This is a genomic window from Sphingopyxis chilensis (assembly GCF_035930445.1).
In the GTDB taxonomy this organism is placed as follows: Bacteria; Pseudomonadota; Alphaproteobacteria; order Sphingomonadales; family Sphingomonadaceae; genus Sphingopyxis; species Sphingopyxis chilensis.
Genome location: NZ_CP142394.1, coordinates 1827167 through 1842099, shown reverse-complemented (window position 1 = coordinate 1842099; position 14933 = coordinate 1827167). Strand labels below are relative to the sequence as shown.

At 65.5% G+C, this 14933-nt stretch carries 13 protein-coding genes; 5 read left to right on the top strand and 8 right to left on the bottom strand.

What is annotated here, in order from left to right; translation table 11 throughout:
- Nucleotides 1-255: 255 nt before the first annotated feature.
- From VSX79_RS08295 to VSX79_RS08275, 5 genes are all read left to right on the top strand, one after another.
- Entirely contained in the window at nucleotides 256-1449 is a 1194-nt protein-coding gene (locus VSX79_RS08295) for a type III PLP-dependent enzyme (protein WP_179496396.1), read from the top strand.
- Between the two features lie 89 nt (nucleotides 1450-1538).
- A complete protein-coding gene (locus VSX79_RS08290; protein ID WP_326915143.1) occupies nucleotides 1539-2861 on the top strand; it encodes an MFS transporter in 1323 nt (440 codons plus the stop codon).
- A gap of 83 nt (nucleotides 2862-2944) precedes the next feature.
- Entirely contained in the window at nucleotides 2945-4099 is a 1155-nt protein-coding gene (locus VSX79_RS08285) for a CaiB/BaiF CoA transferase family protein (protein WP_326915142.1), read from the top strand.
- A gap of 66 nt (nucleotides 4100-4165) precedes the next feature.
- On the top strand, nucleotides 4166-4597 hold the full coding sequence (locus VSX79_RS08280) for an MAPEG family protein (RefSeq protein ID WP_179496402.1): 432 nt from the start codon (nucleotides 4166-4168) through the stop codon (nucleotides 4595-4597).
- A 12-nt stretch (nucleotides 4598-4609) separates the two neighbouring features.
- Nucleotides 4610-5044, top strand: a complete 435-nt coding sequence (locus tag VSX79_RS08275) for an MAPEG family protein (RefSeq protein ID WP_179496404.1) — start codon at nucleotides 4610-4612, stop codon at nucleotides 5042-5044.
- A gap of 3 nt (nucleotides 5045-5047) precedes the next feature.
- On the opposite strand, the gene VSX79_RS08270 is transcribed toward VSX79_RS08275, so the two are convergent.
- The 8 genes from VSX79_RS08270 to VSX79_RS08235 are packed head-to-tail and all read right to left on the bottom strand — an operon-like array spanning nucleotide 5048 to nucleotide 14821.
- Nucleotides 5048-6247 (bottom strand): class I SAM-dependent RNA methyltransferase, encoded by a 1200-nt coding sequence (locus VSX79_RS08270; RefSeq protein WP_326915141.1) that lies wholly within the window; start codon nucleotides 6245-6247, stop codon nucleotides 5048-5050.
- A 1-nt stretch (nucleotide 6248) separates the two neighbouring features.
- The gene (locus VSX79_RS08265; RefSeq protein WP_326915140.1) at nucleotides 6249-7601 is read right to left on the bottom strand and encodes an NAD(P)H-hydrate dehydratase; all 1353 of its coding nucleotides are present in this window, start codon (nucleotides 7599-7601) and stop codon (nucleotides 6249-6251) included.
- Between the two features lie 32 nt (nucleotides 7602-7633).
- A complete protein-coding gene (locus VSX79_RS08260; protein ID WP_326915139.1) occupies nucleotides 7634-8023 on the bottom strand; it encodes a hypothetical protein in 390 nt (129 codons plus the stop codon).
- The gene (gene ilvD, locus VSX79_RS08255; protein WP_326915138.1) at nucleotides 8020-9879 is read right to left on the bottom strand and encodes a dihydroxy-acid dehydratase; all 1860 of its coding nucleotides are present in this window, start codon (nucleotides 9877-9879) and stop codon (nucleotides 8020-8022) included. The genes VSX79_RS08260 and ilvD overlap by 4 nt, the downstream gene beginning before the upstream one ends.
- A 59-nt stretch (nucleotides 9880-9938) precedes the next feature.
- Nucleotides 9939-10670 carry an N-formylglutamate amidohydrolase gene (locus VSX79_RS08250; RefSeq protein ID WP_326915137.1) on the bottom strand — a complete coding sequence of 244 codons (732 nt, stop codon included), beginning with the start codon at nucleotides 10668-10670 and terminating at the stop codon, nucleotides 9939-9941.
- Nucleotides 10667-11515: a 4-(cytidine 5'-diphospho)-2-C-methyl-D-erythritol kinase gene (locus VSX79_RS08245; protein ID WP_179496416.1), complete on the bottom strand. Its 849-nt coding sequence runs from the start codon at nucleotides 11513-11515 to the stop codon at nucleotides 10667-10669. The genes VSX79_RS08250 and VSX79_RS08245 overlap by 4 nt, the downstream gene beginning before the upstream one ends.
- Nucleotides 11512-13149, bottom strand: coding sequence for a tetratricopeptide repeat protein (locus tag VSX79_RS08240; protein WP_326915136.1), 1638 nt, complete (start codon nucleotides 13147-13149; stop codon nucleotides 11512-11514). The genes VSX79_RS08245 and VSX79_RS08240 overlap by 4 nt, the downstream gene beginning before the upstream one ends.
- 16 nt (nucleotides 13150-13165) lie before the next feature.
- A complete protein-coding gene (locus tag VSX79_RS08235; RefSeq protein WP_179496418.1) occupies nucleotides 13166-14821 on the bottom strand; it encodes an electron transfer flavoprotein-ubiquinone oxidoreductase in 1656 nt (551 codons plus the stop codon).
- Nucleotides 14822-14933: the final 112 nt, after the last annotated feature.

Genomic DNA, 14933 nt, shown 5'->3' with positions numbered 1-14933 from the left:
GGAGGAGAGTCCTTTCGGGTTAGGTCTTCAACATGTTTCTAATACCGCGGCGCGCTTTTGTCTCGCCTTTGCCCGGCCCGGCGCGCGTCGCACCCGCTTCGCCGTGCATGTTACCGTGCTATTACAAAATTGCGCCCAAGGGTCTTTACAGGGGGGACCCCCGCCCATATATGCGCTCTCCGCTGCCCCAGGGGGACTTCCAATAACCGCAAGGCAGCCTTGGATGTTTAACGTTATTTTTGGGGGTCCCTTGAGTTGCACCAGCATCATAGCGCCCACGGGCTGATTCAGGCACTTTCGCCGGTCGAACCTGTTACGCTTGTCCGCCCGCATGCCGCGCGGCGCGCAGCGCGTTTCTTCATCGAGCGATTTCCCGGCACGACCATGTATGCGGTCAAGGCGAATCCATCGCCCGACCTGCTACGCGTGCTGTGGGACTCGGGCGTCACCCATTATGACGTCGCCTCGATCGCCGAGGTCCGCCTCGTCGCGCGCACGCTTCCCGACGCGACGCTATGCTTCATGCATCCGGTCAAGGCCGAGGAAGCGATTTCCGAAGCCTATTGGAAGCATGGCGTGCGCACCTTCTCGCTCGACACGCTCGACGAACTCGAAAAGATCGTCCGTGCGACCGAAGGCGCGCAGGATCTGAACCTGCTCGTCCGGCTTCGCGTCTCGTCCGACCATTCGAAGCTCAGCCTAGCCGCGAAATTCGGCGCCGAGCCCGACGAGGTCGCCGAACTGCTGATGGCGACCCGCCAAGCGGCCGACGCGCTCGGCATCTGCTTCCATGTCGGCAGCCAGGCGATGACGCCTCATGCCTATGCGCAGGCGATGGAACGCGTCCGCGCCGCCATCGTCGCGGCGTCGGTCACCGTTGACATCATCGACGTCGGAGGGGGCTTCCCCTCCTCCTATCCGGGTATGGAGCCGCCGCCGCTCGACGCCTATTTCGAGACGATCCACCGCAGCTTCGAAAGCCTGCCGATCAGCTATTCGGCCGAACTGTGGTGCGAGCCCGGCCGCGCGCTGTCGGCCGAGTATAGCTCGCTCATCGTGCGCGTCGAAAAGCGTCGCGGTGACGAACTGTACATCAACGACGGTGCCTACGGCGCGCTGTTCGATGCCGCGCATGTCGGCTGGCGCTTCCCGGTCACGCTGCAACGCGAAGACCGCAGCGAGGCCGAGATGGTGCCGTTCAGCTTCTACGGCCCGACCTGCGACGACCTCGACCATATGGCGGGGCCTTTCTTCCTGCCCGCTGATGTCAAAGCCGGCGACTTCATCGAGATCGGCATGCTCGGCGCTTATGGGTGTGCGATGCGGACCAAGTTCAACGGCTTCGGCGCGGACGAGACGCATGTCGTCAGCGACGAGCCGATGGTCAGCCTCTATACGGGCGAAGTCGAGCAGGAACGCCGCAGCGCGACGGTGACCAAGCTGTTCTGATCGCAACGGAATGCCAAAAAGCGGGGGGCAGGCGCTGCGATGCGACCGGCCCTTTTCCTTTCAGGACAAGGCGCTAGATTGCGCCGCTTATGCAACCCTTTCACCATCTTCTTGCCAACAACCTGGTCGCGAACATCACCAATTTCACGGTGTGGTTCGCGCTCACCTTCTGGACCTTTCTCGAAACCCGGTCGGTGTTCGCGACGGGGATGATCGCAGGCATTTATCTCGTCCTCACCGCCGCGCTCGGTATCTGGTTCGGCAGTCTTGTCGACCATCATGGCAAACGCAACATGATGCTCGTCTCCAGCGCCGCCTCGCTGGCGCTCTACGCCGCCGCGCTCGCGGGCTATGCGCTCGCCCCCGATATTCGCGGTGCGGATACCGGGAGCATCACGCTCTGGCTCTTCATCCTCATCACGATGCTGGCGGTGATCGCCGGCAATATCCGCATGATCGCGCTGCCCACGCTCGTCACTTTGCTCGTGGCGGAAGATCGCCGCGACAAGGCGAACGGCCTCGTCGGCATGGTCAGCGGCATCGGCTTCCTCACCACCTCTGCGATCAGCGGATTCCTCGTCGCGTGGGGCGGCATGGCAGGGACGCTAGCCTTCGCGATCGGCTTCACGCTGGTCGCGATTGTCCACCTGCTGTTCGTCCGGATCGACGAGCCGCGTGTTGGCGAAGCGCATGACGCGCCGCGCCGCATCGACCTCGCCAGGACCCTTCGCGTCGTGCTGGGCATACCCGGCCTGATCGCCCTCATCCTCTTCACGACATTCAACAATCTCCTCGGCGGCGTCTTCATGGCGTTGATGGACGCCTATGGCCTGTCGCTGATGGAGGTCGAGGAATGGGGATTGCTCTGGGCGGTCATTTCCTGCGCCTTCATCCTCAGCGGGATGGTCATCGCGCGGACCGGCCTTGGCGTGAACCCCGTACGAACGCTGCTTTTCGTTAACCTCGCGGCATGGATCGTCGCGGTCTTCTTCACGGTCCAGTCGTCGATCCTGCTGTTGGCGGCCGGCTGCTTTATATGGATGTTCCTCGGCCCCTATGCCGAGGCGGCCGAGCAGACGACGCTGCAAAAGGTCGTTCCCTATGAACGGCAAGGGCGCGTCTTCGGCTTTGCCCAATCGGTCGAGCAGTCGGCGTCGCCGCTCACCGCCTTCCTGATCGCGCCGCTGACGCAGTTCATATTCGTGCCGCTGATGACCGACGGTGCGGGCGCGGTCGCGATCGGCGACTGGTACGGCCGCGGGCCGGAACGCGGCATCGCGATCGTCTTTTCGATCGCCGGTGCGTTCGGTGTGCTTGCGACGGTCGCCGCTTTCCGGTCGAAATCCTATCGCCGGATATCGACCGCCTACGCGGTCGGTACGGGCAATGAAGCGGATAGCCTGACAGAATAGCCAGCCTGACGACGAAGCCTCTTCCGTTTTACTTTGCAATCATTCTATCGTGCGCGCGAAGCAGAGAGAGAGGATGCGCGTCGATGTTGTCAGGGATCCGGATCATCGATCTTACCACGGTTATCTTCGGTCCCTATGCGACGCAGATGCTCGCCGATCTCGGCGCCGAAGTGATCAAGGTCGAAACGCCGGGCACCGGCGACATTTCGCGCTATCTCGGGAACGGCGTCCCCGACCCGACAATGGGCTCTATCCACCTCACCGTGAACCGCGGCAAACGGTCGATCGCGCTAGACCTCAAGAAGCCCGAGGACGCCGCCGTACTCCGCGACCTGATCGCGAGTGCCGACGTCTTCTTTCACAATGTCCGAGGCAAGGCGATCGCCAAGCTGGGCTTCGACTTTGCGGCCTGCAAGGCGCTGAAGCCCGACATCATCTATGTCCATGGCACCGGCTTCGGGCAAGACGGCCCCTATGCCGATCTGCAGGCGTATGACGATGTCATCCAGGCAGCGACGGGTACGACCAGCCTGCTGCCACGTGTCGATGGCGACCCGCGCCCACGCTATTTCCCTTCGCTGATCGCCGACAAGATCGCGGGCCAGTTCGGGGCGCAGGCGATCCTTGCCGCGCTAGTCCACAAGCTCCGCACCGGCGAAGGGCAAGAGGTCGAGGTGCCGATGTTCGAATGCTTCGCGTCCTTCATGCTCGTCGAGCATTTCCGCGACGCGACGCTCGATCCGCCCATCGGTCCCGCCGGCTATCCGCGTCAACTCGACCCGACGCGCCAGCCCTTTCCGACGAGCGATGGCTATCTCGCGATCGTTCCCTACACACCCGAATCGACCGCGCGGCTGATGGCGCTGCTCGGCAGCGCCGACCTGCTCGCAACGCCGGACTATGAGGCGGCAAAGGCCGAAGGACGGCATATGTCGCTGATTTACAGCGAGATCGCACGCAAAACACCGGCGAAATCCACCGCCGAATGGCTCGCACTGTTCGCCGCAAACGATATTCCGGCGATGGCGACGCGCGACCTTCAGGACATCAAGGAAGACCCGCATTTCGCTGCAACCGGCTTTTTCCGCCACCGTACCCATCCCGATGTGGGGGCGTTCCACGAAATGCAGCCGCCGGTGAAATATGGTGCGATGCCGCCGCGCGATCTTGGCTTCGCGCCGCGCGTCGATGGCGACGGAGCCGCGATCCGCACCGAGATCGCGGTTCGGCGCGACTGAATTTTGGCAATTGCATATCGGCGCGCCGCCCCTAGCATCGCCGCCGTACGACAAAGGGGGGAGCATATGACGCCGAACATTCTCGCACCGGGCGCGGTGCTGATCCTGTGGACGCTCGTCATGCTGGTGTGGGTCGCGGTGACGCGCTTCGGCGCGCTTGCCAAATCGGGTATCGATCTCAAGGCAGCACCGCCCGGCGGTCGCGGCGGCGACCTTGAAGGGATCTTGCCGCCCGTCACCAACTGGAAATCGCACAATTACACGCATCTGCTCGAACAGCCGACGCTCTTTTACGCCGTCATTCTGATCCTGCACGCGGTCGGCGGCTATCCCGCCTATGTCGTATGGATCGCCTGGGCCTATGTCGCGCTGCGTATCGTGCACAGCTTCTGGCAGGCAACGGTGAACCGTATACCGGTGCGCTTTGCCATCTTTGCGGCGTCGACCTTGTGCCTGCTGGCGCTCGCGCTGCTAGCGGTGATCGCCACTTTGGGTTGAGGGGGAGAGATTATGGATACGAACGCTATTTTGGGACCGGTCGCGACGCTCGCGCTCTGGTCGATGGTCATGTGGGTGTGGATGTACGCGACGCGCATCCCGGCAATGCAGCGCGCGAAAATCGACGCCGCAAAAATGGTCGGCGGCACCGGCAAGGGGCTCGACGATGTGCTGCCCGCCGAGGTGCAATGGAAGGCGCATAATTACAACCATCTGATGGAACAGCCGACGGTCTTCTATGCCGTCGCGATCGCGCTCGCGGTCGGCGGCATGGGCGGCGGGCTGAACGCGCAGATCGCTTGGGCCTATGTCGCCCTGCGCATCGTGCACAGCCTGATCCAGGTGACGGTCAATCGCGTGATGTGGCGCTTCGGCGTCTTCGCGCTGGCAAGCCTTGCCCTATTCGCGCTTTGCCTGCACGCCTTCATGGGTTTCGTGCTGCATTAACAGCTATCGCGAAAACCGCGCGGCCAGTTCCACATGGGTCGACCAGCGAAACTGGCCGACGGGCTGGACCCAGTCGAGCCGGTAGCCGCTTTCGGTCAGTATTTTCGCATCGCGCGCGAAGCTCGCGGGATTGCAGCTGACATAGGCGATTGCCGGCACCGCTGAACCAGCGAGCTGCCTCACCTGCTCCTCCGCCCCCGCGCGGGGAGGGTCGAGGATGATCGCACCGAAACGGTTGAGCTCGGCAGGCACCAATGGGCGCCGGAACAGGTCGCGATGCTCGGTCGCGACCAGCGCGCGGGCACGGTTTGCGGCGCCGGTCAACGCGGCGACCGCATCGCGCGCGCCCTCGGCAGCATAGACTTTGCGCCCCGCCTGCACCGACAGCGCGAAGGTGCCGACCCCCGCAAACAGGTCGGCAACGGCGCCGGCATCACCGATCGCTTTGGTTACCGCATCCACGAGCGCCGCCTGCCCCGTCGCGGTCGGTTGCAGAAAGGCAAAGGGCGGCACCTCGACCAATATGTCGCCAAAGCGCATCGTCGGCGGATCGGGCTGCCATAGGATTTCGAGCCCGTCGCCCTGATCGATCGCGAAACGCGCCAGATCGTGCGTGCCGGCAAAATCCTGCAACGCCATCGCGGCATCGAGCCCGTCGGCCTTGACGCCATCGAGGATCAATTCGACGCCCTGATCGAGCATTTGCAGCTTGACCTTCACCGGGCGTCGCGGCTGCGCAGTCATGACCAGCAGTTCGCGCACAGGTTCGATCAACGCGAAGAGTTCGGGCAGCAACAGCGGGCACATCCGCATATCGACGATCTGGTTGCTCTGCGCCGCGTTGAATCCGATCGCGACCTGTTTGCCCGTCCTGAGCGCGGTGAGCGCGGCGCGGCGGCGACTCTGCGGCGGCGAAAGGAGCGCGGGAAGCACCTCGCCATAGAGGACGTCCTGCCCCTCCAGCCCGCCGACCACGCGATCGCGCACGAACTCGGCGAGCGCCGGTTCGGCGACATGCTGCAACTGGCAACCGCCGCATCTGCCGAAATGGCGGCACACCGGTTCGGCGCGGTTCGGTCCCGGAATGAGGATCCCGTCGTCGCGCACGCGGTCGCCCGGCACGGCGCCCGCCACATGGCGGCCGTCGCCCGTCACGCCGTCGCCGCGCGCGGCGATGCGCTCGATCAGCGCAGCTTCGCTCATGTCAGTCCCTTATCAGATCATCCGCTACAAGGCCGGGGCCTATATGCGTGGCGCGCGCAATATGCCAGCCCACCGCGGCGACCGCGGCATCGAAAGCATCGCCCCCCCTTGCCAGCATCGCGCCGCAAGCACCGGCCAGTATGTCGCCCGTCCCCGCCGTCGCCAGCCACGGGCTGCCCGGCCATGCGGCCGCAACGCGGCCGTCGGGCGCGGCGATGATCGTATCGGCGCCCTTGTAGACAACGACCGCCTGCGTGCGCGCCGCGGCCGCCTTGGCGCGATCGATCTTGCTGCCGTAAAGCTGCGGAAAGGCGCGCGCGAACTCGCCTTCATGCGGGGTCAGGATGGCTTTTCGGGGTGTTTCGGCCAGGCGCGGCAGCGCCGCGTCGATGGCCGCGGCGTCGAGCACCAGCGGCTTGCCCGAATCGAGCGCCGCCTCCACGTCGAACAACAACTCGTCGCCCGCCGGAAACCCGGGCCCGATGACGACCGCGCCGACGCGCGGATCGTCAAGCCGTTCGCCGAACTTCTCGTCACTCTCGGCGATGATCGCCGAAAAGGGCGCCCGCTCGCTGCCGTCGAGCACGACATAGCCTGCGCCCGCCCGCAGCGCCGCTGCGGCCGTCAGGCCGGCGGCGCCGCGCATCGGTCCGGCAAAGACCAGCACCATCCCGCGCGTGAACTTGTGCGCCGCCGCCTCCGGCTTCCTCTCCCGCGCGTCCGGCAGCGTCCACATCACCTTGTTCGCCGATATGCCGATCGGCGCGAGCAGGACGCGGCCGCAGGCGGGTGCGGTCGGAAGCAGGACATGCGCGGGCTTCAGCGCGCCAAGCGCCAGCGTCACATCGGCGCGAAGCGGCGGGATCCAGTCGGCCGCACCGTCGCTGTCGATCCCGCTCGGGACATCGACCGCAAGGATGCGCCGGTCGGAAAAATGGCCGAGGATGGCGGCGAGCTCGTCCGAGATCGTCCGCGACAGCCCGACACCGAAAAGCGCATCGACGATCAGTGGCGCAGGCGCCAGGCGGCCATCGACAGCCTCGACCGGTCCGCTCCACCCTGCGCGCGCCGCCTTCGCCAGCTCAGTCGAGGGTTCGGCCAGTGCGGCGACGCGCACCGCCGCTCCGCGCTCGGCGAGCATCCGCGCCGCGACATAGCCATCGCCGCCATTATTGCCAGGGCCGCAGAGGATGAGGATGGGCGCTCCCGCCGCCATCCGCCAGGCCGTATCGGCCACCGCTGCACCCGCAAGCTCCATCAATTGCGATAGCGAAGTGCCTTGGATGGCGCAGGCGGCCTCGGCTTCGCGCATCGCACTCGCGGTCAGGATCGGGGCGTCGGCAGGAACGGACATGATGCCGCCCTATCACGATCGCGCGACAGCGCCTACTTGGCGCCGCCCGTATTCGCCGGCAGGCGATAGCGGTCGTGCCCGATCGCCACCTCGATCATATTGTCGCCGACGATCGTCACCTTCGCCGGCTCGGCACCGTCCGCCGACACGACGCCGCGGCCGTCGGTCGTGACCTGCAGGCGCCGGTATCCGACATTGGCGCGCCCGACGACGAGGACCGCACCATTCTCGCCGCTCATTTCCTCGACGGTGCAGGTGCGATCGAACAGCTTCGCGCCCTCGAGCGCGCACTCGATGCGGCCATTCTCGGCAGCTTCGCGCGAACCGCGTGCCTCGGCCTCGGCAAGGTCGCCATTGTCGGGCGCGCGATTGCAGCCCGCGAGCGCGAGCAATGTCAGCGCGATCCCCCCGAGTCTTTTCATCCCTTGCCCTTCAGCTGCGACAGGTCGCGGACAGCGCCGCGCGCTGCACTCGTCGTCATCGCGGCATAGGCCTGAAGTGCTACCGAAACCTTGCGCGGGCGCGCTTTCTCGGGCTGCCAGGCGGTATCGCCCTTGGCTTCCATCGCGGCGCGGCGCTCGGCCAGCACGCTGTCTGCGACCGCAAGCGTGATCGTCCGCGACGGGATGTCGATGTTGATCAGGTCGCCATTCTCGACCAGCCCGATCGCGCCGCCCTCGGCGGCTTCGGGCGAGACATGGCCGATCGACAGGCCCGACGTGCCGCCCGAAAAGCGCCCGTCGGTGATCAGCGCGCAGGCGGCGCCGAGGCCCTTGGACTTGAGGTAGCTCGTCGGATAGAGCATTTCCTGCATGCCCGGTCCACCCTTCGGCCCTTCGTAGCGGATGACGACGACGTCGCCCGTCTCGACCTGCCCGGTAAGGATCCCCGCGACCGCCGCGTCCTGGCTTTCATAGACTTTTGCCGGACCCGAAAATTTCAGGATGCTCTCGTCGACGCCCGCGGTCTTCACGATGCAGCCGTCGAGCGCGACGTTGCCCGACAGCACCGCAAGCCCGCCATCCTTGCTGAACGCATGGTCGGCCGAACGGATCACCCCCGCCTCGCGGTCGAGGTCGAGGCTATCCCAGCGCCGGTCCTGGCTGAACGCCGTCTGCGTCGGCACCCCACCCGGCGCCGCCATGAAGAATTTCTGCACATCGGGGTCGTTCGTCCGCGAAATGTCCCATTTGTTGAGCGCATCGCCCAGCGTCGCACTGTGCACCGTCGGCAGATGCGCGTGGATCAGCCCCGCGCGCTCCAGCTGGCCGAGGATTGCCATGATCCCGCCAGCGCGGTGGACGTCCTCCATATGGACGTCGCTCTTCGCCGGCGCGACTTTTGACAGGCACGGCACGCGGCGTGACAGCCGGTCGATGTCGGTCATGGTGAAATCGACCCCGGCCTCGAACGCCGCGGCAAGCAGGTGGAGCACGGTGTTCGTCGACCCGCCCATTGCGATATCGAGGCTCATCGCATTTTCGAACGCCTCGAAGGTCGCGATATTGCGCGGCAACACGCTATCGTCGCCTTCCTCATAGTGGCGCTTGCACATCTCGACGACGATCCGCCCCGCGCGCAGGAACAATTCCTTGCGATCGGCGTGCGTCGCGAGCGTCGAGCCGTTGCCCGGCAGCGACAATCCCAGCGCTTCGGTCAGGCAGTTCATCGAATTCGCCGTGAACATCCCCGAGCACGAGCCGCAAGTCGGGCACGCTGCACGTTCGATATCGGACACTTCCTCGTCGGTATATTTCTCGTCGGCGGCGGCGACCATCGCATCGACGAGATCGAGGGCGACTTCCTTGCCCTTGATCACGACCTTGCCCGCCTCCATGGGCCCGCCGGAGACGAACACCACCGGAATGTTGATCCGCAGCGCCGCCATCAACATGCCCGGCGTGATCTTGTCGCAGTTCGAAATGCACACCATCGCGTCGGCGCAATGCGCGTTGACCATATATTCGACGCTGTCGGCGATCAGGTCGCGGCTCGGCAGGCTGTAGAGCATGCCGTCGTGCCCCATCGCGATGCCGTCATCGACCGCGATCGTGTTGAATTCCTTGGCAACCCCGCCCGCCGCTTCGATCTCGCGCGCGACCATCTGGCCAAGGTCCTTGAGGTGGACGTGGCCGGGAACGAACTGGGTAAAGCTGTTGACCACCGCGATGATCGGCTTGCCGAAGTCGCTGTCCTTCATCCCCGTCGCGCGCCACAGGCCGCGGGCGCCGGCCATATTGCGGCCGTGGGTGGTGGTACGCGAACGATAAGAAGGCATTCCCGATATTCCTAGTAATATTATTTCACAGATTGACGTCGAGATGCGCCTCTACACGCCTATGTCGCGATGTTCAACGCCACTTTCTTGCACATGCGCCCGAGACTTTCGGCAAACAATGCCTGCCCTGCCTCATCGCCGACCAAATCCTGCCGCATCTCGATCCCGACGTAGGGAATGACATTTGCCTCGGCGTGCCGGTTCATCGTCGCGTTGAGCAATTTGCCCGAATAGGGCTGCTGGTCACCGACATTCAGCCCTTCGGCCTCCAGCGCGGCAATGGCAGCCGCAGCAAGACGATCGTCCTCATTATAGAGCACCCCGACATGCCACGGACGCGCCTGGTCGGGATGCGCAGACAGCGACGGGGTAAAACTGTGCAGCGAGAGGATCATCGCCGGCCGATGCGCTGCGATCGTCGCGGCGATATGGTCGTGATAAGGCCGGAAGAAGCGCGCCAGCCGCGCCTCGCGCGCTGCATCGTCGAGTGCATTGCCTGGCACTGCATGGCCGTCGCTCGCGATCGGCAGCACCCCCGGAGCATCTTCCTCGCGGTTACAGTCGACGACGAGGCGCGACACGCCGCCCAGGATCGCCGCGTCGACCGCGCCGCTTTCGACGAGCAACGCCGCGACCTCGGCGACGCCAATGTCGATGGCGATATGGTTCGACAGCAACGCGCGATCGATGCCCAGATCGACGTCGTCGGGCACATGGGCCGACGCATGATCCGCGATCAGCAGCACGCCCCCTGCCCGCGCCTCGCCGATCTGCCGCCATGCTTCGCTCACCTTAATGCTCCTGCCATCAGCCACCAGTCCGGACGCTGCTCCGCCAGCAAGGCTGCCGCCGCATCGCGCTCGGCCGTCGCGTCGAACAGCGCGAAACAGGTCGCGCCCGACCCCGACATGCGCGCCAGCCACGGCCTGAGTGCGCCGAGTTCGAGCAATATGTCGGCGATCGCGGGGCACTGTGCGGTCGCCGGGCGCTGCAGGTCGTTGCGCGCGCCCAACAATTGCGCGCGCAGGTCGGCCCCGGTGAACAAGGGCCCGCGATCGATCCCGTCCCAGGCGGCAAACACCGGCCCCGTCGCGACCGGCTGCCGCGGATTGACGAGCAGCACCGGCGTACCGCCGAGCCGCAGTTCGGGCACTGGACTGAGTTCCTCGCCGACCCCGACGCCAAGACAGGTCGTGCTCGCGACACAGGCGGCGATATCCGCGCCGAGCGGGCTCACGACCCGCGCAAGCGTCGCGTCGCCCAGCTCGGGCAGGAAATGCGCCCGGATAAGCCGCGCCATCGCCGCCGCATCGGCCGACCCGCCGCCGATCCCTGCGGCGACCGGAAGCGCCTTGGTGAGCGTCACCGCCAGCGGCGGCACGCGGTCGGCGCCGTAGCGCGCGCGGAGCAGTGCGATCGCTTTCATCACCAGATTGTCGCTGTCGGCGCGCAACCCTGCGGCGAACTCTCCCTCGATGGCGAGGCTGTCCGCTTCTGCAAGCTCCGCCGCGATAGCATCTCCCCCATCGACAAAGGCGAACAGCGTCTCGATCGCATGATAGCCGTCGGCCCGCCGCGCCCGGACGTGCAGCGCGAGGTTGATCTTGGCCCAGCCGGTCTCGCTAAACGCCGTCACGGCGCCGTCGTGGCGGGGGTCAGCCCGTCGCGCAGCTTCGCCTCCAGCCGCGTCGCCATCTCCGCCTCGGCCAGCAGCGCCGCGGCGCGCCAGTTATACCGCGCCCGGAACTTCTGGCCCGCCTTCCAATAGGCATCGCCCAGATGCTCGACGATCACCGGATTCTCGGGCTCGCCTCGCTGCGCCCGCTCCAGCAGATCGACCGCATCGTCGGTCCGTCCCGTCAGGAAATAGGCCCAGCCCAGCGAATCGCTGATGCTCGCATTCTGCGGCTCGCGATGCCAGGCGGCTTCGATCCGCGCGAGCGATTGCGGCATGTCCTTCCGCCGTTCGAGCGCGGAATAGCCGGCAAAATTCAGTATCGACGCGTCGCCGGGCCGCAACGCGACGGCCTGCTCCATCAGCGCCGCCGCTTCGTCCCAACGCCCCGCCTGCAGCAGCAAGTCCGCACGCGCGATCAGCAACGTCCCGCGCAACGCCCGATCGCCTTCGTCGTCGCCCAGCGCCGCCCCGAGCCGCTCATAGGCGCTCGCGGCCGCCGCAGGGTCGCCCGAACGCCGCGCGATATCGGCGAAGCGGACAAGCAGCCCACGCGCGGGATTGGCGTTGGCGGCGGTCTCGGCAAGCGCCGCCGCGCCCGCAAGCTCGCCGGCATCGGCCATCAGTTCGGCGCGGCGCATCGTCAACACGGCCGGCAACGCCTGACGGCCGGTGTCGAGCAGCGCCATCGCGTCTTCGGACTGGCCGTTGCGGTCGAGCGCCTCGACGAGCGTCGCCCGCACCGCCCAATCTTCGTCGTTGAGCCAGTACGCCGCGCGCGCGAACAACAAGGGCAGCTTAGTGCTGCCGTTCGGAGTCCGCGCAAGGCCGTCGGCCAAAATGCCCAGCCATTGCGCCGTGCCCGCCCGCGGCGTCGAAACCGGCTGGTCGGGAAGCAGCAGCATCGGATCTTCGCGCTGCCCCGACGCGAGGGCGATCCGCCCGCGCAGCCGCTCGGCCGCCTCGCTTTCGCCCGCCTTGTCCAGCGTCGCGGCGACCCGCATGGCGACAAGTTGGCTCGTCCGGTCTGTCAGCGTGATACCGTCGGTCAGGGCTGCGGCCGAATCCGCACGTTTCGCCGCGATCTGCACAAGTGCGACCTGCAGCGTCAGCGCGGGCTCTGGCCGCGTCCGGCTGTTGACCGCCAGCAGATGCTGTTCGGGGAAATTTTCGCGCGCGCCGACGTCGATCCACGCATTCACCGTCGGCAGGATCAGCCGCGCGATGGTGTCGGCACCCGCCTTGTCGGCGCGGCCCGCCATATAGGAGCGCGCCGCCTTCCAGTCAGACCGGCGCATGGCATCGACCATCAGCACCAGTTGCGCGTCGAAACGCCGCTCGCCCGCCGCCCACAGGCGCTGCGCCGCATCGTGCGCGGAGTCGAGATCGCCCGCCTCGATCGCTTGTTCGAGCATCCGTCCGCGGATACCCGGCAGGTCCGGCGCCGCACTCGATACGGCGGACAGCGCCGACAGCGCGGCTGCCGGTTCGCCGCCCTCTTCCGCCAATCGCGCCTGCACGAGCGCGTTGAGGATCATGCCGCTATCGTCGGCGGCTTGCGCGGGCATCGCCGCCGCAAAGGCGGCAGCGATCAAAAGGAAGCGCGCGGGCTTACATGTTCGGGTAATTTGGGCCTCCGCCGCCTTCAGGGGTGACCCAGTTGATATTCTGGGTCGGGTCCTTGATATCGCACGTCTTGCAATGGACGCAATTCTGCGCGTTGATCACGAATTTCGGATCGCCTTCCTCTTTGCCGACGATCTCGTAAACCCCCGCCGGACAATAACGCTGCGCGGGCTCGTCATAAAGCGGCAAGTTATAGGCGACCGGGATCGACGGATCCTTGAGCTGGAGGTGGACCGGCTGGTCTTCCTCATGGTTGGTGTTCGAGATGAACACCGAGGACAGGCGGTCGAAGGTCAGCACGCCGTCGGGCTTGGGATAGTCCGGTTTCGGCATGATGTCGGCGCGATAGAGACTCTCGTTGTCCGGATGATGCTTCATCGTGAAAGGGACTTTGATCTTCAGCGTTTCGAGCCACATCGTGATGCCCGACAGGATCGTCCCCGCAAGGTCGCCATATTTCTCGACGAGCGGCAGCACGTTGCGCACGACGCTCAGTTCTTGTTTGACCCAGCTATCGTCATAGGCGGCCTGATAGGCATCGAGCGTGTCGCTCGACCGCCCTGCGGCCACCGCCGCGAACGCGGCCTCGGCGGCCATCATACCCGACTTCATCGAGGTGTGAGTGCCTTTAATGCGCGGGACATTGAGGAAACCCGCGCTGTCACCGATCAGCGCGCCGCCCGGGAAGGCGAGTTTCGGCACCGACTGATACCCACCATCGCTGATTGCGCGCGCGCCATAGGAAACGCGCTTTCCGCCCTTCAATATCTTCGCGATCTCGGGGTGCGTCTTCCACTTCTGCATCTCCTGGAACGGGGAGATGTGCGGGTTGCGATAGTTGAGCCAGGTCACGAAACCCAGCGCGACCTGCCCGTTCGCCTGATGATAGAGGAAACCGCCGCCGTTGGCGTTCTGATCAAGCGGCCAGCCCTGCGTGTGGATCACGCGCCCCGGCGCATGGTTCGCGGGATCGATATCCCAAAGTTCCTTGACGCCAAGACCATAGACCTGCGGTTCGCAATCGGCGTCGAGCGCGAATTGCGGCTTGAGCATCTTGGTCAGATGGCCCCGCACACCCTCGGCGAAGAAGGTATATTTGGCGTGGAGTTCGAGGCCGGGAGCATAATCGGCCTTGTGGCTGCCGTCGCGCGCGACACCCATGTCGCCCGTCGCAACGCCTTTGACCGATCCGTCCTCGTTGTAGAGGATTTCGGCGGCAGGAAAGCCGGGAAAGATTTCGACGCCCAGCGCTTCGGCCTGCTCGGCAAGCCAGCGGCAAAGATTGCCGAGGCTGCCCGTATAGGTGCCCTTGTTGTGCATGAAACCCGGCGAGATGAGCTCGGGCAGGCCGAACTTCTTGTTCTTGGTGAGAATCCAATGCTGGTTGTCGTTCACCGGCACCTCGGCGAGCGGACAGCCCTGGTCGCGCCAATCCGGCAGCAGCTCGTCGAGCGACTTCGGGTCGATCACCGCGCCCGACAGGATATGCGCGCCGACTTCCGACCCCTTTTCGAGGATGCACACCGACAATTCGCTGCCGGCTTCGTTCGCCAGTTGTTTGAGGCGGATCGCCGCCGAAAGCCCCGCCGGACCCGCGCCGACGATGACCACGTCATAGGGCATCGATTCCCGTTCGCTCACCGCAAATACCTTTCTGCCGTCCCTGCGCGGACATTCATCGTGCCCCGCGCTCATTCTGTCACGATTTGCGATGCCCGCCAATTGACGCGTCCGTCAACTGCCTGTTTGAAAC